This window comes from Thalassobacillus devorans (assembly GCF_011761345.1).
In the GTDB taxonomy this organism is placed as follows: Bacteria; Bacillota; Bacilli; order Bacillales; family Halobacillaceae; genus Thalassobacillus; species Thalassobacillus devorans.
Genome location: NZ_JAASRY010000005.1, coordinates 31,923 through 51,185, shown reverse-complemented (window position 1 = coordinate 51,185; position 19,263 = coordinate 31,923). Strand labels below are relative to the sequence as shown.

The 19,263-nt window shown below is 37.4% G+C and carries 21 protein-coding genes; 2 read left to right on the top strand and 19 right to left on the bottom strand.

Annotated elements, in window-relative coordinates:
- Positions 1-12 precede the first annotated feature (12 nt).
- The 3 genes from FHS45_RS15525 to FHS45_RS15515 all read right to left on the bottom strand — a co-directional run bounded on the left by FHS45_RS15525 (position 13) and on the right by FHS45_RS15515 (position 3,581).
- Complete coding sequence (locus FHS45_RS15525) at positions 13-1,584, bottom strand: hypothetical protein (protein WP_062440411.1); 1,572 nt, start codon at positions 1,582-1,584, stop codon at positions 13-15.
- Complete coding sequence (locus FHS45_RS15520; protein ID WP_062440414.1) at positions 1,577-2,518, bottom strand: hypothetical protein; 942 nt, start codon at positions 2,516-2,518, stop codon at positions 1,577-1,579. Before FHS45_RS15520 ends, FHS45_RS15525 begins: the two co-directional genes overlap by 8 nt.
- A gap of 97 nt (positions 2,519-2,615) precedes the next feature.
- Positions 2,616-3,581: a hypothetical protein gene (locus tag FHS45_RS15515; protein WP_062440416.1), complete on the bottom strand. Its 966-nt coding sequence runs from the start codon at positions 3,579-3,581 to the stop codon at positions 2,616-2,618.
- Positions 3,582-3,724: 143 nt separating this feature from the next.
- On the opposite strand from FHS45_RS15515, the gene FHS45_RS15510 reads away from it, so the two are divergent.
- The gene (locus FHS45_RS15510) at positions 3,725-4,135 is read left to right on the top strand and encodes a very short patch repair endonuclease (RefSeq protein ID WP_062440419.1); all 411 of its coding nucleotides are present in this window, start codon (positions 3,725-3,727) and stop codon (positions 4,133-4,135) included.
- A 24-nt stretch (positions 4,136-4,159) separates the two neighbouring features.
- Here the strand turns inward: FHS45_RS15510 and FHS45_RS15505 are convergent, their stop codons facing one another.
- Both FHS45_RS15505 and dcm read right to left on the bottom strand, forming a co-directional pair.
- A complete protein-coding gene (locus FHS45_RS15505) occupies positions 4,160-5,329 on the bottom strand; it encodes a type II restriction endonuclease (RefSeq protein ID WP_148349985.1) in 1,170 nt (389 codons plus the stop codon).
- Positions 5,301-6,305, bottom strand: a complete 1,005-nt coding sequence (gene dcm, locus FHS45_RS15500) for a DNA (cytosine-5-)-methyltransferase (RefSeq protein WP_148349987.1) — start codon at positions 6,303-6,305, stop codon at positions 5,301-5,303. The genes FHS45_RS15505 and dcm overlap by 29 nt, the downstream gene beginning before the upstream one ends.
- 131 nt (positions 6,306-6,436) lie before the next feature.
- Between dcm and FHS45_RS15495 the strand changes: the two genes are divergently transcribed.
- Positions 6,437-6,724 carry a hypothetical protein gene (locus FHS45_RS15495; RefSeq protein ID WP_062440423.1) on the top strand — a complete coding sequence of 96 codons (288 nt, stop codon included), beginning with the start codon at positions 6,437-6,439 and terminating at the stop codon, positions 6,722-6,724.
- A gap of 82 nt (positions 6,725-6,806) precedes the next feature.
- Here FHS45_RS15495 and FHS45_RS15490 read toward each other — a convergent pair whose 3' ends face one another.
- The 14 genes from FHS45_RS15490 to FHS45_RS15425 all read right to left on the bottom strand — a co-directional run bounded on the left by FHS45_RS15490 (position 6,807) and on the right by FHS45_RS15425 (position 19,234).
- A complete protein-coding gene (locus FHS45_RS15490; protein ID WP_062440426.1) occupies positions 6,807-7,733 on the bottom strand; it encodes a toprim domain-containing protein in 927 nt (308 codons plus the stop codon).
- A 58-nt stretch (positions 7,734-7,791) separates the two neighbouring features.
- Positions 7,792-9,279: an ImmA/IrrE family metallo-endopeptidase gene (locus FHS45_RS15485; RefSeq protein WP_062440428.1), complete on the bottom strand. Its 1,488-nt coding sequence runs from the start codon at positions 9,277-9,279 to the stop codon at positions 7,792-7,794.
- Positions 9,266-9,547: a hypothetical protein gene (locus FHS45_RS15480; RefSeq protein WP_062440431.1), complete on the bottom strand. Its 282-nt coding sequence runs from the start codon at positions 9,545-9,547 to the stop codon at positions 9,266-9,268. The genes FHS45_RS15485 and FHS45_RS15480 overlap by 14 nt, the downstream gene beginning before the upstream one ends.
- A 60-nt stretch (positions 9,548-9,607) precedes the next feature.
- Entirely contained in the window at positions 9,608-10,015 is a 408-nt protein-coding gene (locus FHS45_RS15475) for a hypothetical protein (RefSeq protein ID WP_062440434.1), read from the bottom strand.
- A 10-nt stretch (positions 10,016-10,025) separates the two neighbouring features.
- The gene (gene mobP2 / locus FHS45_RS15470) at positions 10,026-11,189 is read right to left on the bottom strand and encodes a MobP2 family relaxase (protein ID WP_062440437.1); all 1,164 of its coding nucleotides are present in this window, start codon (positions 11,187-11,189) and stop codon (positions 10,026-10,028) included.
- On the bottom strand, positions 11,186-11,443 hold the full coding sequence (locus FHS45_RS15465; RefSeq protein ID WP_062440439.1) for a hypothetical protein: 258 nt from the start codon (positions 11,441-11,443) through the stop codon (positions 11,186-11,188). The genes mobP2 and FHS45_RS15465 overlap by 4 nt, the downstream gene beginning before the upstream one ends.
- Before the next feature lie 250 nt (positions 11,444-11,693).
- Complete coding sequence (locus tag FHS45_RS15460) at positions 11,694-12,557, bottom strand: hypothetical protein (protein WP_062440443.1); 864 nt, start codon at positions 12,555-12,557, stop codon at positions 11,694-11,696.
- Positions 12,554-13,132, bottom strand: coding sequence for a hypothetical protein (locus FHS45_RS15455; protein ID WP_062440446.1), 579 nt, complete (start codon positions 13,130-13,132; stop codon positions 12,554-12,556). Before FHS45_RS15455 ends, FHS45_RS15460 begins: the two co-directional genes overlap by 4 nt.
- Before the next feature lie 15 nt (positions 13,133-13,147).
- The gene (locus FHS45_RS15450; protein ID WP_062440449.1) at positions 13,148-14,248 is read right to left on the bottom strand and encodes a lysozyme family protein; all 1,101 of its coding nucleotides are present in this window, start codon (positions 14,246-14,248) and stop codon (positions 13,148-13,150) included.
- Between the two features lie 2 nt (positions 14,249-14,250).
- The gene (locus FHS45_RS15445) at positions 14,251-16,173 is read right to left on the bottom strand and encodes a VirB4 family type IV secretion system protein (protein ID WP_062440452.1); all 1,923 of its coding nucleotides are present in this window, start codon (positions 16,171-16,173) and stop codon (positions 14,251-14,253) included.
- 3 nt (positions 16,174-16,176) lie between these two features.
- Positions 16,177-16,836 carry a hypothetical protein gene (locus FHS45_RS15440; RefSeq protein ID WP_062440455.1) on the bottom strand — a complete coding sequence of 220 codons (660 nt, stop codon included), beginning with the start codon at positions 16,834-16,836 and terminating at the stop codon, positions 16,177-16,179.
- Positions 16,837-16,849: 13 nt separating this feature from the next.
- On the bottom strand, positions 16,850-17,068 hold the full coding sequence (locus FHS45_RS15435; protein ID WP_062440458.1) for a hypothetical protein: 219 nt from the start codon (positions 17,066-17,068) through the stop codon (positions 16,850-16,852).
- Positions 17,052-17,375, bottom strand: a complete 324-nt coding sequence (locus tag FHS45_RS15430; RefSeq protein ID WP_229717921.1) for a DUF5592 family protein — start codon at positions 17,373-17,375, stop codon at positions 17,052-17,054. The genes FHS45_RS15435 and FHS45_RS15430 overlap by 17 nt, the downstream gene beginning before the upstream one ends.
- A 26-nt stretch (positions 17,376-17,401) precedes the next feature.
- A complete protein-coding gene (locus tag FHS45_RS15425) occupies positions 17,402-19,234 on the bottom strand; it encodes a pLS20_p028 family conjugation system transmembrane protein (RefSeq protein WP_062440464.1) in 1,833 nt (610 codons plus the stop codon).
- Positions 19,235-19,263 lie beyond the last annotated feature (29 nt).

Here is a 19,263-nt window from a genome sequence, read left to right as displayed (position 1 = left end):
AATTTTCCCCCTTTAATAATAACCAATATCTTCAGCATAGATAATTTTTTTTTCCTGTGATACAGGTACTTTGAAATGTTCAGAGCTTATTGACTTTATCTTTTCTAAATTAAATGAGGCTCCTTTGTATTGAGATAATTCAATTTTTTGAGTCCCGTTTTCGTATAAAACAGTCAGGTCAGCTTCATTTATAGCTCCTCTAATTTCTTTACTTATTTTTCGTCCTGCTTGAATATGAAAGTTTGAGAGCATACGTGACGATTTAAAGAACTTGTAAGCTTTTTCTTTATTATTTCCTGTTAATATATATAAAAGCTTTAAAAATTCTTGATTATTTTGAAGTTTAAATGATTCTTCCTTTAAAAGGTTTTTAATTTTTAATTCATTAATTGTTATTAAACCTTTTTTTTCCAATAATAGACAGAGCTTTTCTACACTATATTTATCTACAAGTTTCTGTAAATGCTCTTTAAGTCTTTGTTGTCGTTTCCTATAAATTAAGATATTCTGATCCATAAACATCTCATTTGCTACTTCTCTAATTAAGGTCCCTTCACTCTCATTACGCACTAGCAAAAAATCATCTGTAGTAATATCATCTAACAACTTTTTTTCTAAATTCTTCTCTAGTGTTAACACTTCATACCTCTTGTTATGACTGGCCAGTAAAATAAACCTATTTTGTGTTAATTCTATAGGCACTACATTTATAAATCTTTTTTCTTCAGATTCTGAATTAAATTTTATAATTATTTCTTTAAGTAGCCCTATACTTATGGTAGGTTCTTCAATGTTTGGGTACATTACCGTTTCATTTGTAGATATATTAGTTTTATCTTTTAAAGCGCTTTTTTCATCTCCTTCTACAATAAACTTTTTATGAAGTCCCTGGTAAAGAGTCGAATAATAACTTTTACCATTAAAATGACTAAACATGTTATTATCTGTAAATGTATTACTATACATATTTAAAGTGACATAGTAGTTCACAGGAGCTCTTGGAACATTATTAAATGAATAATCAAAGTAATTCTCGTTTCCTATAAAAACCACAAGATCAAAAGTATCTCTCATATTTTTAAAACTATTATCTGAGTAAAATGAAATATTATCAACGCCCGTTGACATAATAATATACTTTTTTTGGCTATCATCAAGCTCGCGCTTTGTCACAATAGCATGAGCTTGGGAATTATATTTAATTACATTTTTACTTAGATATTCAGAAATATCGTTCCTATTGTTATTTAAACAATCAGACAGCAGGTCAAATAACACCTTGTACTCTTGCTTTTCAGGATAAATACTTAATATAGAGTTTAGAGTATTGCTTAGTTCAACCATTTTTTTCTCTTCAACTAAATTATTATATGGGATCAAGTAAGTAGAAACTTTATATAAAATAAAACGGAGGGGGATTAAAAACTTACCTAATAATTTATCATTATATTCTTCTCCATTAAACTTAATTCGTGCTAACCGCATTAAGTCTTCAAGCTTTGAATTTTGAATCCTAGCATAATAGATTTTATAAGAGTTAGATATCTCGTACACTTTATTTATAAAGTCTAGATTATTACTCATTAAATGCTCTCCAACATAATATTTCAATATTTTTTGGGGGGTGAAATTCTTTTAATTTCTCCAGTGTTTCCGGGTCCTCTTCTGTATTGTTTGTAATAAATTCGTATTCTAATTCTTCTAAAGCATCGATATTACTGTCCATAGGATTTTCTCTAGAAAGAACAATTATCTTTGCTTCATTTATAAGTTCCTTTCTATGCCTAATATATAAATTAGCTCCATCAACAATAAAAGGTGCTCCATCACTGATTACATTTTCATCTTTTGAAAGTAAGTCACATACAAATGAATATTGTTTGCCTTCCCCAATCTTTCTTATCCTAACAAAGTCTTGTAACGATAAATATTTGTTAAGTTTAAGTTTAGCCTCTCTTCTTAACTGGCTTTCATTTGCCGTGATATAGAATAGTGGTATTGAACGATTAAATATTTTATTACTTATTCCTTTATCATAAAACCGGGATAAATGTTCTATTGAAGGATCATATTCTATGTTACGCTGGGTTTTATAATTATTTTGCACTGGAGCTACACGAATATTTTTCCAGCTCTCTTTCTTTTGAAGAGTCACTACCATATCACTATTTGCACCTATACCCTGTAAAGTAGGGTAACCTAAATCCGATAAACCATTGTATATATAACTCGTTTCAGTTGAGCTTTCCGTAGGGCTAGAATAAAAAACTAGAGTACCTTTTTTCAAATCTTTCAACCAAAAATTGTCATCTGAACTGTCGTTTAAATACAATGCATGAGCCATTCCAGCACCTATGGTATAGGTTATATAGTCGTTAAATGGTATACTAATAGCAATATTTAGCTTTGATTGGTTACCACAAATAATATTCTCTTTATAAAATAATTCTCCTAGCTTTAAGAAAAATAAGGCCCACCCATTATTAAAAAAAGGAATATTATACACATCCATTTTCATCAAATGCACATCCTCTAACTTATATGAAAGACTACCAAATAATTTATGAAGCTCTTTTCTATTTAATGTATTAGGCCAAAGCGGAAAAGGCTTCTCTTCATAGTTGGTTAATAGTATTCCGATTTAATTCCTCGAATTGGTTTTTAGGTATTTTAACTACGGCACTTGCTCCTCCAACCATATTTTTCCCTCCTGCCCTTGGTACCCAAGAAGCATATCGAGCCAATTTTTCAAATGGAATAAACCACCAATTGACTAAATTTCTATCCTCTGTATTATCAATTTCTCTTACAATAAATAAAGAATGTAAGTTTCCTCTCTTAGAAGCATAGTATGCCAGCTTTACGAATGGTCCCAAGTCTAGTCCAAAGTATTCACCTAATGCAGAATCGGGGGCTGGTGTCTTCTCTTTTATTTCAATTGGATAAGTAAATTGATTCCCCCATAAAATACCATCAATATCGGACGTTTCTTGCATATACCGATTTTGAAATGTAACCCTCAAATGTTCTTTGGTAAACTCCTCTGGTATTGCCCTAGAAGGTATCTCGCTAACATCAGTTTCATAACCTAAAAAATTATATCGCCTAGATCTATTACTAAATCCATTAATATTATCAGGAAAGTCATAATAATTCTGTTCAGTAGGAAGCCCTAACTGTACAGCCTTCCATGATATGGTATGTGTATCATTAATGTTATGTATAGAAGGTGTACAGAAGTAACTTCTTATACCAATCTGATGAAAAGTAGAACAAATCGTATGTAATCCGTGAGAGGGATTTGTTAATGTTCTAGTAGGGGAGTAGTCTTGATTTGGGAATATAGTCTCAGGAAACATAGCAACTGTCTCAACACCAAAATTTCCAGCACCTACAGACCTTGCAATCCATCCACCTACAGAAATCCTTTCAGCAAAACCTAACGTATTTAAGTACTCCCGAAAATCGATCTCAGCCAATAGTCCATTCAATTTATTTCTGTTTAATTGTCCAGTTTTACGGTTACTGGTTATACTACTAGATAAGTAATCATTCATTACTTCAAGAGACAGCGTAGTCATTTTGACCTCCTAGGTAAATTAAGTATTCTATGAAATTTTTCATAGACCAATACACTTAGATTTTACCAAATATTATTAATTAATTATAGGAGCATTTTAAATCTGTATCGCATATGTATTTGAGTATAAGTAGAGGTGAGCCTATGACTGATGTCATGAATAAAGAGCAGCGAAGAAAAAATATGAAAGCAATCAAGTCTGTTTCGAAGCTTGAAAAGATTGTTAGCAGTGAATTATGGAAGAGAGGCTATCGTTTCCGTAGAAATACTAAAAATTTGAAAGGGAAACCTGATATATCAATTAAAAAATACAAAGTAGTCATTTTTATTGATTCCTGTTTCTTCCACCGGTGCCACTTGCACGGCAATATGCCTAAGACAAATACAGAGTTCTGGAAAAAGAAATTAACTAGAAATGTAGAACGTGATAAAGAAGTGAATAATCATTATGAGGCTAAGGAATGGAATCTCTTACGGGTATGGGAGCATGAAGTAAAGGAAGACTTGGAAGAAACAGTGAATAAGATTTCGGCATTTATTGATCAAGCTAAATAAAAACCCGCCGAAGCGAGCCTTTATTTAAACTAACGTATATTTTTCATTTGCGTAATCTATAAACTTACTAACAGACCATATTTTTTCTTTATATGCTTCCGGATACTGCTTATGATATGGTTTTGGTACAACTAACTGCAAATGGGCATTCTCCATTTCCTTTAACTGGTTTTCGGATATCCCCTGCTGTAATGTTAGAAGATGTTTATTTGGTATCCTTTCCCCTTCACTTAATACCTGTCTCCATCTATCTTTACATGTAGTTTTGACACCCAAAAGTATTAAATTCTCTTGAGGATATTCAGGATTATGATAGTGGTTTGTAGATGGTAGGAGAAAATCGGGTTTCTTTTCTCCTTCTGTTTTTCCAGGATTATCAAATGGTAATCCTACATTAGTCAATATATAGTTTATATGGTGCTCTAAACTTCTCCCAGCTCTGCTTTTCCTTCTATTCAAGGCACTACTTGCAAAGTCCAGAAGTGGCTGAAGTTCTCCAAATGGTCTAATAAGCTTATCTTTATATACCTCCTGTTCGATAAGTCTGAACACCGTATATTCAGTATCTACCCAGTTAATTAAGTCTTTATCAGGTTGAATTTTCTTCTTACTGTAGTACTCCATATAAACTCTGCGTGATATTTCAGCCATAACAGCTGTTTCCGGAAAATCTTTATACCCCGCAACTAACTCTAATACCTTATCTTCAAATGTTTCTTCAGCCACGATAATATCATCTTCATGATAAACCGTATAATTATCTGCAAGAGACAATGAGAATGTTTGAGAAAATTCTTCTATTTCTTCCTCTGTATTAAAAATATAAACTTTATAATCTTCTTTTGATAATGGTATAAATATAATTAAAGCTCCTACCATTTCGTTACGATTAAACGGAGCATTTGACCAAAAACGGGTGATGCGAAATTCCTTCTTAGAAGTATAATAAACTATCCTACTTTCAAATGGCTGCCAACCGTCTATATGTATCATTACTAACCTTTCTCTTATTCCAGTAGCTGGAACGGAAACTTCATTGAAGAAAATGTCCCATGAACCTATGTTTAAATATACTCCATCTTGGTGTGCTCCATTTACCCCTGCATCGTTTGGGGTTAAAAACTTACAAAAAAAGCGGCCATTTTGTCTGGCCGCTTCAATTGCATCAGGTAGGTTGTCTAACTCTCTCTGCATGATCGATTCCGACCTCCTCAACGTTTTCAATCTGTTTATCCTGTTCTATAGCATAAATCATGTTTTTAGCTATTTCTTTAACCACAGGAACTGCAACACTATTACCGAATTGTTTATAAGCGGCCGTGTCGCTTACCTCAATTTTAAACGTTTCTGGAAATCCTTGCAATCTAGCACATTCTCTTGGTGTTAGTCTTCTTGGGTTTTTACCTTTCTCTTGAGGTATTAATATTTCACTTCCATCTTTATGATAACGCGCTGATAATGTTCTGCTATTGGAATTTAAGTCTGCAAGGCCAAAACCAAAACCATTACCTTTTTTACTATGTTTTTCTTTGTAGGCTTGAAGGTAATTCCACAATTTATCAGATAAAGTATATTTATCTATTACATTATCTTCAAGGATATCTTTTAGTGGTGGCCCTTGTTCTGGAATGTTAGGGAACTCAAAATGAAGAGGCTTTTTAAAACCTACAATATATATACGCTCCCTATTTTGTGGTACTAGCCCTTTTGCATTAATAATTCTATCATAAACAGTGTACCCTAACTCTTCCTGCAAAACCTTCTTAATCATTTTGAAAGTTTTACCTTTATCATGGCTTCTAAGGTTTTTTACATTCTCCAAAAGAAAAGCCTGGGGCTGTTTTTCTTTTATAATGCGGGCAATGTCAAAAAATAAAGTCCCTTGTGTTTCATCTAGGAATCCATGCTGCTTTCCTAAACTGTTCTTTTTACTTACACCAGCGAGTGAAAACGGCTGACAAGGAAAACCTGCAAGAAGGATATCATGATTAGGTATATCCTTTTCGTCTACTAGGGTAATATCTCCCTCCGGTTCCTCACCAAAATTCACCTTATACGTTTCTTTCGCTTTATTATCCCACTCTGAAGAAAAAACGCATTCGCCATATTCCTCGAATGCTAAACGAATACCACCAATTCCGGCGAATAAGTCTATAAATTTATACAACATACTTTCCTTCACCCCACGAACATTTGTGCTTTTTTCTATTATAGCAAAAAGTGATTAATTTTGGTCTATATATGTGTTAAAATTGTTTAGTTGCATCGTTAACAATACCCTAAAATACGGAGGTAATACAAGTGGCGAATGTAGCAATTTATTATCGATTAACAAAAAGTGAAGACACAGGGCAGGTAATACAATTCATAAATGAAGAAATACATAAATTTGATGATCAGCACTTAATTAAGGGAGTTTTTGTTGACGACCATAAAGATAGAACCCAACTAAATGAGTTAGTTAACCAGCCCTTACATGAAATAGATAAACTTTTCATCAATGAAGAAATCGATGATGAATTTGATTGGAAATTGTTAAACGAATTAGCTAAAACAGAAGGTTTCACTATTCACTTACTAAGCGAATAGATCTCTACTCTCTTTTTATACCTTGAACACATATCCACCGCCTAGTCCATTTAATGAATATAATAAATAAACTCTCAACTTTTTACCATCTACTAGTAACATTCCCTAGATCGTGATTCTTTTCAACTATACTCTTCAAATCGTTATTCCAATCCTTTGTTTTTGATAAATCACAAGTAGATAAGTTATTAGTCATCAACCTTTGATATCTATTTGCAAACTCCCTCCCAGCCTTATCATTATCCGTACAAAACGTTATTTGTCGTACTTTGTGACCTTCCTTACCCAATCGTTTTATTTCATCAATCATGGTCTGCCTCTTAAGCCCTGACATGGATACTAAGCGAGTATTCTGCAGCTTTTCTTTCTTAATACTCCAATAAGATAACGCATCAATCGGACTTTCAAACAGATAAATGGAATTAGGATTACCAATATCCAATGAAAATCCTGCAGATCCATGGCTGTTCCTATCAATCCCTTTGAACATACGACCATCTTTCATTGGAGAGGTCCCTTGACGGTCAGCTCCAACTATCTTACCTTGCTGCTTCCACTTAAACACCACATTCCCAAGCTTGTCCTGTGCGATTAAATCTTTATTATCAAGCCAATCAACAATTTTCGGGTGAATCTTCCGTTCATTCGTAAGATAACCTTTGGCCTTTGCCCTATCGTTCACTTCATAATGAGAAGGATATTGATAAGGCTCCCTAGGCTCTTCCTCTTGGACATTTTCTTTGACTTTATAACCTTGCGCATTCAGATCGAGCACAGCTTCTGGAAAGCTCATTCCATAAAACATTTTGGCGAAGTTAATGACTCCTGCTCCTTTTTCGTCTCTGGAATTCCAGGCAAACAATTGGTCTTTAACTACTAAGCTATCATGCACTTGATGCCGGTAGTATCTTCCCTCTTTCTTCAATGGCTCCCCTTTACGTTGAAGATAGTCTACAAGATCCACATTACGAGCAACCTCCACTTGGTTCGCGCTTACATGTTTGGCCATGCAGCACTTCCTCCTCTCTAAAATTTTGATAAAAAAAGACAGGGAGAAATCTCCCTGCCTAGCGTTCAACCTCTATCTTTTCTTTTTGATTTTCCTTCTCCTTAAAAGCCTCCTTACTCCCCTTCTTCATTTCCAAAGTGGTGCTTTCTTTTTCTTTCTCTTCATGGAACTCTCGATCCAACTTACTTTCAATTTGCGATAGTCGCTGCTCTCCGCGATCCGTTAATGGCAGTTCTTTCAATTCTTGAAGAGATTCCTTTTTGAGTTGATACACCTCTTCTTTACTATGAGTCTCTTGAAAAGCAAGCATCTGGTTTAACCGTTCTTGTCGGTCAGCGTTTTGTTCTTTATCTAACTCCTTTCCGACGGTTGGTTCAATAAAATTCATGAGCTCCTTCTTATAAGCAACTTTGAAGTCTTGGTGGGAATACTCCTCTTCTGTCTTTTCTTTCTTAGCAAATGGTCCACTATCCCTCTCAGACTTGTTCACTTGGCTTCTATACATATCCCGAAGTTTTTCTGAAGGTAACTTCTCCCTTTCTTGTTTCTCCTCTTCCACTACATGTTTTTGTTCTTTAGCATCCATACTTTTCTCCCCTTCCTTTTCTTGTTCGATTGATTCTTCAATGGTCATAATGAATTCTTTAGCTGTTGACTGAACTTCTTGTAATAGCTTTTCATGATCTTTAAATTCATGATCCTTGGTCCAGTGATGCAGATAATCCAATGAGTAGTCACTGGTATCAATATTGAAATAAGAGGCAACAGTATAAGCTGTCATTTCTGCTTGAAATTCTTTCTCCGGTTTGGTGTAGTCATTCATGTTTTCCTTTGTATGAAGTTTGGCATGAGTCAGTTCATGTAACAGAGTCTTTGTGTCCTGACGCTCTGAATTACGTGGATTAAGAGCTACTTCTCCTCGTCCGGTATAACTCACTCCTTTGGCTGCCCCTAACTCTTCATAAGGCTCTACAATTCGTATGTTATTTTTCTCAGCTATATCCTCCATCCCTCTTCGAAGCTGACTGTAGTTTTCAACCTGTCCATCAATCCATTTGTTAGGGAAGATCTCGGGTAGATCCTTTTGAGTAGCTGAGGTTTGAGATATATCAAAAACACTTCCTGTAGAATAAACAAGACGGCCATCTCGTTTGTCGAGTTGACCGTCTTTAACTAATTGCTTTTCTTTTTTCGTCGCATACTTTAAAGGTTTCCATTCGCCCTCTTCATTTTGAAATTGCTGACCTAATCGATTGGGCACGAGAATCTTTAAGCTTTTCTCTCCTTTGTTTACGGGATATCCTTTTTCTTTCCAGAATGCATAGGAACCAACAGCTTCTGCTCCTGGAAACTGAGAATCGATCAGCGCTGTATTGCGTGGGGAATATTGGTTGAACTTCCCCATAAAGTTTAGATACTCCTTCATTTGTTCGGGAGAATGAAAGTGATTGGAGATGCTCTTCTCCATGCCTTCCGTCAAATGATTGATCTCTTCTTTCACTTGTTCAGGCGTTTTCTTTCTATAAGATCGTTTAGTCTTCGTCATGATATTCAGCTCCCTCACTGATGTTCATGAGCTCTTCCATTTCCTCTTCATCGTAGTTTGGTTGGGTATCCAGAATCAGTTCCTTGGTTGATTTATTAAAAGGAATGAGCAAGTTTTCCTGATTCATTAAATGCTGTTCAAGATCGTCCATTTCTTCATCACTCAATGTCAGGCTATATTCCTCTTGGCCCACATCCATAACCAGTTCGTTATTATCGCTTAAACGATTAAATACACCTACCTCATAATTGCTGTTAAATAAAAACATCCGTTCATCTCCTTTATTGATAATTCCTCATGAGTACCATTAGATTGATGCTGGTTGTGTTTATGTCGCACTTATTCTTTTTTGACGCTGATGACTGATTCTTTCTTCTACTGCTTGTCTCGCATCCTTCATCGCTTGGCTCTCGAAAATCGGTGTCGTAACACAGCTTTCTAAGTTTTGATCCATCGCAAAACCATTCATTAATTCAAGAAGCACCTGCGTATTCTTATCACTACGATTGGCCGCTAAACGCAGCCGTTTCATCTCTTCTGAAAACACTTCTTGAAAGCGTTGGGCCATCAACCTCAGGAGGTATTCTTGGGAATGGTCCTTCGATTTCTGAGCTTCCCATTCCTCAATCATTCGGTCTAAAGCATCACCAGGATAACGAATATGATGCTGTTCCTGATACTCTTTGATTAACGATATCGTCTCTTCATGAAGCGTTATATTTTGCCGCCTTCTCATTCATGTACCCCTACCTTTCCCTTTCGATTTCTCGTTCCAACTTTTGATGATCCAAGTCATTGATAAACTGATCATAGGTTTGTCCCATTGAACGCTGAATGCTTCTTAGGGAACGTTGCAAATGAATACCTGAAGGCATGGACTTATAAGGGCTATTTGTATTAGTAGTTTGTCTAGGATTCTGCTGGTGATCGTACCGTTTCATTTCTTGTAAGAATGCATTGCCCATTCGTTTATAGAGATCATCTAACTTGTTTTTTTTATAATGCTGATAGCGCTTTTTATCTTTAGGTCCATCGCCATAGGCTCGTTTTAATTCACACACCTCTTGATCCAATTTATCATGCAGCTGCTTCATATCTTTGGCGTGATACTTATTTAAATACCTTGTTGTTAGTTCATCAATTTTTGGTCGAAGAGGATTTAAAGTCTGATAGCCATAGTGCCATTGTCGCTTATCTTTAGGCAAGTGATTATACACTTCGAGGAACAATGGTTTCATCTCTCTATTGCTCCATCTCATGCTGCTATTCTCTTTCTTTGTATTCACCATGTGGTCACGGATCAAATCGTTAATTTGGTTCCGTTCTTGCGTTCGATCTAACAATCCATTGACCACTTCACTTTTCATCGCATCTAAAGTTTTGGGTTTTCGCTTTCCACGATCACGAGTCGGGTTCGGTTCGACCGTTGCTACATGAATATGAATGTTATCGGTGTTATAGTGGATGGCCGCTGACCAGATAGCACTTTCTTGTAATCCTTCTTTTTTCATCATGGCCTGCATGGATTTTCTTGTCACTTGCTTTAAAGCATCTTCATCTAAGGTGTGCGTTTTTGAATCATAAACGCCTCGATTTTGAAGCCACTCATTATCAAATGTGATTACGTCTTGCCACATGATACTGTTCTTCTTTTGAGCCTGCTCAAACAATGATTTAATCCCTTGTTTTCCTTCCATCGATAAACGATCCGATTGCTGAGTAAACAAGGCAGAGGTTTTATCCGGGTCGTCCATATAGTGATTATATAAACTAAACATGGACCGATGAGCTTCCCCTTTTCCTTTCGCTTCTTCACGGTCCACGTATTGCACATAATCTTGAAATCCTTTCTTATTGGCTGTCACAAATTTCGTTTTTAAAACCACTCCCGGAGTAACAGTTTCATTCATACGTCCTCACCTGTTTCATCAAAATGTAAGAACTCATTCATTTCTCGAATGGCTGTATAACAATGGACCATCGTTTGAATGTTTCGATCGACTAATTGCTGTAGTCTTTGTTCACGATTGTTCTCTTCTCGAAAGACAGCTAACTGTTGCAACTGAGCATGTAAAAACTCTTGCCGACTTAATCCTTTTTCTTCCGCAAGTTCGTCAATTCGTTGAACGGTTTTCGGATCCATATAACGAATTCTTACTTCCATGAAAGTCCCTCCTTTTGATGAAGTCACTAATACTAGTGAATAAAGAGAAGAGCATAAGGGGTTTTTGTTCCCACTTGGCGTGTGAATCCCGGCAGAGCCGGGCAAAACGAGGGAACAAGAAAATCTCCAGATGTGCGGTCGCTGTGTTGCTAAAACAGGAACAACCATTCGTGTATTCATCTTGATGTGTGGTCCTTGCACAGGTGATGTGTGGACGCTGTGTTGACCTTTATCACAACCCAAGACCCTTTTATTTCGAAATCATCTCCCGTTTTTCTTCCAACATCTCAATCTTCTCAACGATGGTTTGAATGGTTAATTCATGTTCAGCTGCCTCTTGATTGATCTGATCTTTTTCATTTTCTAGGTGATGAATTCTAGACTCTGTTTGCTTTTTCTCTTCCTCCGTATCGTAAAGAAGCTCTGATTCCAACTCTACGGTTTTCTGATCAAGTTCTTTGATTCGTTCATCGATCGCTTGAATACTTTTCTTCTTCTCTTTTATTGTTTCTTTCGACTCTTCGATCTGTTCAGATACAGCAGCTACCTCATATTCCTGCTCCGTTAAAATGTTTAATTGTTTGTCCATTTTCACTTTACGTTGATCAGTATAAATACGTGCCAGCTCTTTCTTTTCCTCACCCCCTTTCAGGGAATTTTGGTTATTCTTTTCAGTGAATATCATAATGTTTTCTTCCTTATTAACATCTAAGGCCATGACATCAAAGGAAGGACTTACCTGTTGGATACTAATGACATATCTGCTTTCATCGTTGTACTCTACGTGCGTTGGAAGATCGCGCTTTGGATGCTCTTTTTCCTGAGCCTTAAAGCTCAACGATTCATCTAATAAAGCTGTTGATTTATTGATATTTATGGTGACAACCATCAGATTTTTCGTTGGATTATAAACCCAATCCTTAATGGTCAGTTCGCCTGCTCCTTGTAGGTTCAGAGGTTCATTGACAGGCGTTTGTTGAACTTCACTCTGCTCTTCATCACCAAAGATAAAACCAGAAAATAAGAAAAAAAGAAGCGCCATGGCCATGACGCTTAATCCAATAAGATATTTATTCGTGGTTCCTTCCGTGATGTGTTTTGTTTGTTTTTTCATGTATATCTCTCCTCTTCGACGTCTTGAAAATCTGTTATCATCCAGCGCCCTTCTTCTCTATGAACATTTATTTTGAGAAACACTGGAGATACCTGCTTATGTTCGCTCTGCAAAGAATAGAGAGTATGTTTAAACTTAACTAATACACTTGCTTGATTGTTTGTGAGATTACCTGTTTTGATGAATATTTCTACTTCATCTACCTCTGTTTTCCTATCTCCTTTATAGGTATCTGTAGGAAAGAAAGTTGCAGCTAAGCCTTTACTCATTACCTTGTGTGCTTCATCTTTCCTTTCTTGATAAGTCTTTTTATTCTGTTGAAAAGCTACCTCTATAAACGAAGAAACCTGCTTAACTAAAGCGTTATATCTCGCTTGAATGTCAGCAGGTTCCTGTGTTTGTAACTTCATCGCTAATTCAGTTTTTTCTTCCATTATCTTTTCGTTTTTCACTTCCAAGTGATGCAGATCTTCCTGGAGATTGTCATTCGGTAATGTGCGTGCAGCATAAATATTAACCGAAGTGAGGACGATTAACAGAACGACAAACAGGCCAAAAAGTAAACGTCTATTCATCCATTTTCTCCTTTCTTAAAGCCCAAGATAAGGGGCAGGATCTACGTCCGAACGATATTGATTTTTGGTCATAACTTCAAAATGAAGATGGGGTCCTGTAGAGTTTCCTGTCGAACCACACTTGCCTACTTTTGACCCTTTTTGGACCATCTCTCCGCTTTGTACACTTATCGTATACAGATGAGCATAGTGACTATAAAGCCCCTCCTCGTGTTTCACAAGAACGTTATTTCCATAGCCAGAGTTACTTCTTTCCACCTCAACAACTTGACCGTTATCTACGCTTTGAATTGGCGTTACGGCGTTCGTACAAGCAAAGTCTATACCTCTATGCATATCCGGTGTTCCATCAAAAGGATCTGGGCGCATGCCGTAATCAGATGTCTGGGTGAGTGCTCCTTCAATGGGCATCACCCAATCTCCCGTTGGTTGCAAATCTGCTTCAATAACTCCACCTTTAAGGTAACTTAAAACGGCCTCAACATAACCAATATCTCCATAACAAGCTCCTGTTTCTGCCGACTCCGGTCTAATGCAGGAATACATGCCTGTATGCTTCAATCTCTGGTACTTCATTCTTGAAAATTCGACCGCTAACTCTTTACTGTATTCTCCATTGTTGTGTTCGTTTGCGTAATCAATGAACCCTCCACCGAAGTTGTAAGCTTGGAGTGTTAGCTTAATATCTCCTCCTGCTTTCTCCAGCATCTCCGAGAAGTATCTGATACCAACATTAATACTTCTTTCGGGATCCTCAATCGTGTTTGGTGGTAGACCGAGAGATTCACTGGCTTGCATCACATCATCAAGACGTCCTCCCGATTCCTGCATCGTTTTGGCCAAGAGAAGCTCCACATACTTGGAGACCCCATACTTTTCAGCATATTCTTCGAATAGAGGACGGTACTCTTCTAATGCAGACGAAACTTGCGCTGTTCCATTCACTACATCTACAGACCTCACCTCCTCACTAGAGGAAGACTTTTGATAACCGATCAGTCCTGTAATGACGGAAGCATACAAGAGCATTTGCAGAAGGAAAAGAGCTACCAGCATACCAATCAACCAAAGCCATACTTTCCGAGGTACTAACCCAAGGAGAAGGGACCAAGGCATTCTTATGCACCTCCCCCAAACAAGGCTAACTCTTCATCAGACACCTCCACCTTGAAACGAATGTTTTCAACAGCACGGATGCTTAACATCGTCTCTCCTGTTTGTAGGTAAGGGATATCTTTTAATTCACTTTGGCTTAATTGCCCCATGAATATCTGCTGCATCATCTCTAAGTTGTTACTATCCTGCTGCATAATAATCTTGTATTGCGTTAGTTCAAAAAGCTTTTTAATCTCCTCTACCATACTTTGATCCGACCCCTCAGGAACAAAATCGCGAATTGTATGACTCGCGTAAAGGAGGGCGCCAAAATACTTTCTTGCCTCACGACTAAACTTTGTAAGGAAGTCAAGAGCACTCTCGCTTTTCTTTTTTGTATTTATAATGTGATGAGCTTCATCCATCAATATGAGATATCTTACAGCATCTTCAAAAGCTAATTCTCCTCGATCATAAGCATCAAACTGAGGAGAACCATTCGTTAGCATAGAGTCCCATAAGAGATTGAGTACATTAAACAATTGTGCCTGGAAAACCTCTGCCCTCATTTGAGATAGGCCTCTCAGTGTAAAAGTAACAACCTGTTGCTCATTGAAGTGTTCAATGGTTGATACGCCATTAAAAAGGTGCGCGTAGGTTTCTACAAGGTTCCGTATGTTTAATTCAATACTTTCCAGCCGTCGTTTCCTTTCCTGACTCAACTTTTCCCGTTGCTTCCCTTCCTTGATATTTTCATAGAGTTGTTCTTCAACAAAGGCAAGAAAATCTGTGAATATCGGGTATTTATGGACGGCAAGCTCGGTTATATTTGATTCTGAATCGTCATTCCATAAGCCAAGTTTTTCATAGAGCTTTCTTAATAGATTTTCATATTCTTTCAACTCACTATCATTCGCTTCTGGGGCTAAGAATTTATAGAACGTCGTCAACTTGGATAAGTGCTGAGTAAATGACGTATATTCGTCCTCTGCCGTTCGATACACCTGCAAAGGGTTGATGACCCCATCTGACCCGTCTAACGCGATTTGCTTTCCGCCTAAAGCTTCTGTTAACTCCACAAATTCTCCTGTGACATCAAACGTCCGAACTTTATATCCTTTAATCGCGTTATCTAGCATAATTTTCTTAAGAGTTGTGGACTTTCCTGCTCCCATCGCTCCCACCATGACTCCGTTATAACTCTTACGCTGCTGATCTTTATGAAAAAGATCAAAGACCACATTTCCTCCCGTGAGTGTCGTGCCATAAAACGTACCATAAGGGTCGTTTAAGCTAGTAAAATGAAAAGGAAAGCCACCTGCTAACCCTAAAGCGGGTATCGGATGACCTTCCCTCTTGTTTCGATAAGTGGATTGTTCCGTATAATTCGTCAGTAGTGATTTCCATTCAAATTCCTGTTCGTTTAAGAAGATAGATCCTCGAAAGTTTTCGTCCTGTAACGTCGATAAGACCACTTTCACTTTGTCTTCCAGCTCTTCTCTTGTTGGGGCACTTACATAATGCCTAAGATGAACACGTTTTATGATTTCTCCTTCTTCAGAGACCTGATTATATAGCTGCCGCAAATCATCGTAGTTATTTTGCGCTTCAATAATGCCTGCATTATCTTTTTCATTAATCATTCTGGAACTCTGTTCAGCCATCCCTTTGTTTAAACCATCTCGGACTTTGTAACGATCGTCAGAGACAATATCCATCGTAGTAATGACATTCTCCATATTGAAAATAGGCTCTAACCAAAAGTCAGAAACATTTTTCGGGAAGGAATAGACATGGACACAAACTTCATAACCGTCTCCTTTTCGGGTAAATGTTTCGTGAAATTTAATTCCTCCTTGTGGTTGGATATGGGCCAGTAAGAAAGGGTTATATCCTTTTTCTTGGGTTTCTTCGCCATCACTTTTCTTTTTTAGAAATGAGAACATTCCTTATCCCTTCTTTTCTAGTTTAGAATTTTGATTGTATAGCTTATAGAGCAAATCAAGTTTCTTTTCATCGGTTAACTCAATGATCGGAGCGACTCGACCAAGATAGCGTCGACAATTGTTTCTGTACTCAGCAAGCTGTTTAAGACTAGTCGCGTAAATATATAAATAAAACTCTCTGTTCGTCCGGTGGGTCTCTAAAAAGTGCAGCTCCTCTCTTTTCCTAATTAAAAAGCGCTCGTATAGAGGCGCTTTGTTTTGAGCAATCTTGTAATTAATCGCATCGAGCTGCTTTTTCATATTTACCGGAAAATTCATGGAGACTATCTTGATATCGGACGCATACGATTGAAAGAACTTGGCCATCTTCATGATGTCGTATTCAGTTTCTTGGGTAGATGGCGAATATATGTCCTTACTATGAAGTTGCATCACGTCCATATAGCCCCCATCTCCTTTTAATTGAAAGGATCCTTCCTCCGTCATGTCCTGAATGGGAAGAATCTCAGCTATGGATGGAATGGCCACCTCTCTTTTTTTCTTTTTAGCTTTCGACCTTTGCTGCTTCTTATTTCTCTCAATAGTTTTTCGTTCATCAAAAAGAGCCATTTTTTCGGAACTCTCTTCTTTGAAGAAAGGGTGGTCTTTTTTATTCTTCTTCATTTAAAGTCCTCCCTCATATGATCCTTATGGTTATCATGCTTTTTTCCTTACCTGCTACTTCTTGAATCAGGTCAAACAATACGCCGACCGTTTCTTGCTCCCATCCAGACAACCACCGAATCTTCCGTGCTTCTATTTTTGTTAAGTCTCGTCCAAGCTGTTCTTCAAGAAGTACCTTTAACTGTTGGAAGGCATATTCTTCGTCATTAAACTCTTCATATTTGATTCTCATCCTTACCATCCTCCCTCTCTTTTTTATCGATGGCACAATAAGCAATTCGGTCCCTTGTGACAGCTAAGAACAAAGCTTTGGCCATACGCAGTTTGGGGTTCGTTTTGGGTCGGATCAACCAAGCAACCATTAATAAGATCCAAAAGATCGCATAGTACCAAACGAATGAAGAATAAACGACATACCGGAATGTAAAGCCTATGCCGCCGAGAATGAGGACCACAAGTAAGTCTGTAAGGTAAAATAGACGGTTGATCTTCAACTCACTTCCAATTTCGGATGGAATCTTGTATTGCAATAAAATCACTCCTTCATAACAAAGCGCGGACCAAGTTAAGACTCAGGCCCGCGTTTCTTAATTTTATTTATCCAGTTCTCCGTAGTGTTTCGTGATAAGTTATACGTCCTTTTTGCACTCTGAATCTTAGGATTATTATTGAATCTCTCACCCATGCGATCTTTCATATAATTCCCTATCGTTCGCTGCTCTGTTCTATATTGATTTGGCATAGGAATATCATCTGTACTTTCTGGAGCTTTTACATCTGATATTTTTGTTTTGGTGCTTGCTGCTATTTGATCAGCCTTCTCTTTAGGTTTATTAGATAAAGGCTGATCATAGCTGTCGTTCGAAGACGGGACGCCCAATCCTCTTGGGGAACCTTCTTGTAGAAAGGCCATAGAGGAGCCCCTCCCTGAAGAAGGCTGTGATAGCCCCTGATTTTCATGAGTAGAAGGACTATTTATTTCCTCAGATCTTCTGGTTTCCTTTCCTCCTAAAGAACCTTTTTGGCCCTTCTGATTGGATGTCATTGGACTTGGCTCTTGCTTTTGCAGGTTTCCTCGACTTCTGTTTCCTTCTTTTGAAGAGAAACTAGAGGATGGATCACTTTTTCCATTTGTCTGCGCTTTTCCATCACCTTTGCGCCCATAGATACCAGCGACTGCTCCAGCTGTCCCGGCACCTGTATTCATCAAGGCTGATGCACCACCACTTGTAATAGGTCCTGCAGCTTTCTTCACGGGAGGTCCGAGTGTTTTAGAAGCTAGATAACCACCCATCGCAACATGCCAGGCGTTTTTCAATCCAGCATCAATTCCAAAGAGCTTTTGTACGATATTAGGACCATCAATGACGGCCAAACTTCCTGCAATCAAAGCAATCAAATACCCAAGTCCTTCAAGATTATAATTTATAAAGGTTGTGTAATACATATACACACGTAGACTTAAGAAAATCATGATAAGAGAAGCAAAAATGCTTCCAATATTCTTAATGATCGCTTTCAATCGCTGGCCCGTGGATATATCCGAATACGCCATAATTAGCGCCACGATATGATTAAAGCCAAGCTCAAAACAGAGCTTAGCTACTTTAATGGATATTAATATCATGGTAAAAGCCATAACGGAAAGGGTTACAATGACAGTAAACCAGTCCACATGCCACCTGTAATAATTTTCTGGAAGGAAATCAAACAGACCACTTTTTCCTAGCTCAACAAGCCCTTCTTCGCCATTTGATTCTAATCCTACCTTATTCATTAAAATTTCTTTCCCTTTAGATGTCAGTTGATCTCCATTTGCTTTCTCGAATTCCTTAGTCATCGTCTCATTTATAGAAATTTTATCAATGTTACTAGGAGCAACATGGTGCCGGTTTTCTACTTCTGGGTCTTCCCATCCATATTCATCATAAACAGAAATATCTGTAATATGGTCTTCCATCACTCGATCAGAGGTGGTAAAAGAATCTGTTTGTACTTTCGCTACGTCCATTGCATCTCCAGTAAAGTCATCCACTTTCCCCATTCCAAAAGATAACAGGGTAATTGTCATGATGGATATAAATAGGTTCATTGGAATTTCAGATCGATTCTTTTCTTTATTAAAGATTAATCTAAAGCCGATCATTCCCAATGAGATGGCCAGCAGAATATAGAGAACTGGCTGGATGGTTTCGAGAAAGTTAGTCACGGGATCGCTCGAAAAGAAGTCAGTTAAGGTTAAGACCTGATCAACCATTCCTTCCAAACCATCAACAATCATTTTCAAGAATAATATCGTTCCCCATCCTACAATCCTTAACCCAGATGTGAAGATATTATTCGTTGATAAAACTTCGGAAAACCTTAACAATATCTCTATAAGCTCTTCATCGGACACTCCATCACCACCTTTATTATTTTCCCATT

What these genes read in the sequence shown, in the direction of transcription:
- FHS45_RS15525 (WP_062440411.1), bottom strand. Translation starts at nt 1,584, where the DNA reads ATGAGTAATAATCTAGACTTTATAAATAAAGTGTACGAGATATCTAAC.
- FHS45_RS15520 (WP_062440414.1), bottom strand. Translation starts at nt 2,518, where the DNA reads ATGAAAATGGATGTGTATAATATTCCTTTTTTTAATAATGGGTGGGCC.
- FHS45_RS15515 (WP_062440416.1), bottom strand. Translation starts at nt 3,581, where the DNA reads ATGACTACGCTGTCTCTTGAAGTAATGAATGATTACTTATCTAGTAGT.
- FHS45_RS15510 (WP_062440419.1), top strand. Translation starts at nt 3,725, where the DNA reads ATGACTGATGTCATGAATAAAGAGCAGCGAAGAAAAAATATGAAAGCA.
- FHS45_RS15505 (WP_148349985.1), bottom strand. Translation starts at nt 5,329, where the DNA reads ATGCAGAGAGAGTTAGACAACCTACCTGATGCAATTGAAGCGGCCAGA.
- dcm (WP_148349987.1), bottom strand. Translation starts at nt 6,305, where the DNA reads ATGTTGTATAAATTTATAGACTTATTCGCCGGAATTGGTGGTATTCGT.
- FHS45_RS15490 (WP_062440426.1), bottom strand. Translation starts at nt 7,733, where the DNA reads ATGGCCAAACATGTAAGCGCGAACCAAGTGGAGGTTGCTCGTAATGTG.
- FHS45_RS15485 (WP_062440428.1), bottom strand. Translation starts at nt 9,279, where the DNA reads ATGACGAAGACTAAACGATCTTATAGAAAGAAAACGCCTGAACAAGTG.
- FHS45_RS15480 (WP_062440431.1), bottom strand. Translation starts at nt 9,547, where the DNA reads ATGTTTTTATTTAACAGCAATTATGAGGTAGGTGTATTTAATCGTTTA.
- FHS45_RS15475 (WP_062440434.1), bottom strand. Translation starts at nt 10,015, where the DNA reads ATGAGAAGGCGGCAAAATATAACGCTTCATGAAGAGACGATATCGTTA.
- mobP2 (WP_062440437.1), bottom strand. Translation starts at nt 11,189, where the DNA reads ATGAATGAAACTGTTACTCCGGGAGTGGTTTTAAAAACGAAATTTGTG.
- FHS45_RS15465 (WP_062440439.1), bottom strand. Translation starts at nt 11,443, where the DNA reads ATGGAAGTAAGAATTCGTTATATGGATCCGAAAACCGTTCAACGAATT.
- FHS45_RS15460 (WP_062440443.1), bottom strand. Translation starts at nt 12,557, where the DNA reads ATGAAAAAACAAACAAAACACATCACGGAAGGAACCACGAATAAATAT.
- FHS45_RS15455 (WP_062440446.1), bottom strand. Translation starts at nt 13,132, where the DNA reads ATGAATAGACGTTTACTTTTTGGCCTGTTTGTCGTTCTGTTAATCGTC.
- FHS45_RS15450 (WP_062440449.1), bottom strand. Translation starts at nt 14,248, where the DNA reads ATGCCTTGGTCCCTTCTCCTTGGGTTAGTACCTCGGAAAGTATGGCTT.
- FHS45_RS15445 (WP_062440452.1), bottom strand. Translation starts at nt 16,173, where the DNA reads ATGTTCTCATTTCTAAAAAAGAAAAGTGATGGCGAAGAAACCCAAGAA.
- FHS45_RS15440 (WP_062440455.1), bottom strand. Translation starts at nt 16,836, where the DNA reads ATGAAGAAGAATAAAAAAGACCACCCTTTCTTCAAAGAAGAGAGTTCC.
- FHS45_RS15435 (WP_062440458.1), bottom strand. Translation starts at nt 17,068, where the DNA reads ATGAGAATCAAATATGAAGAGTTTAATGACGAAGAATATGCCTTCCAA.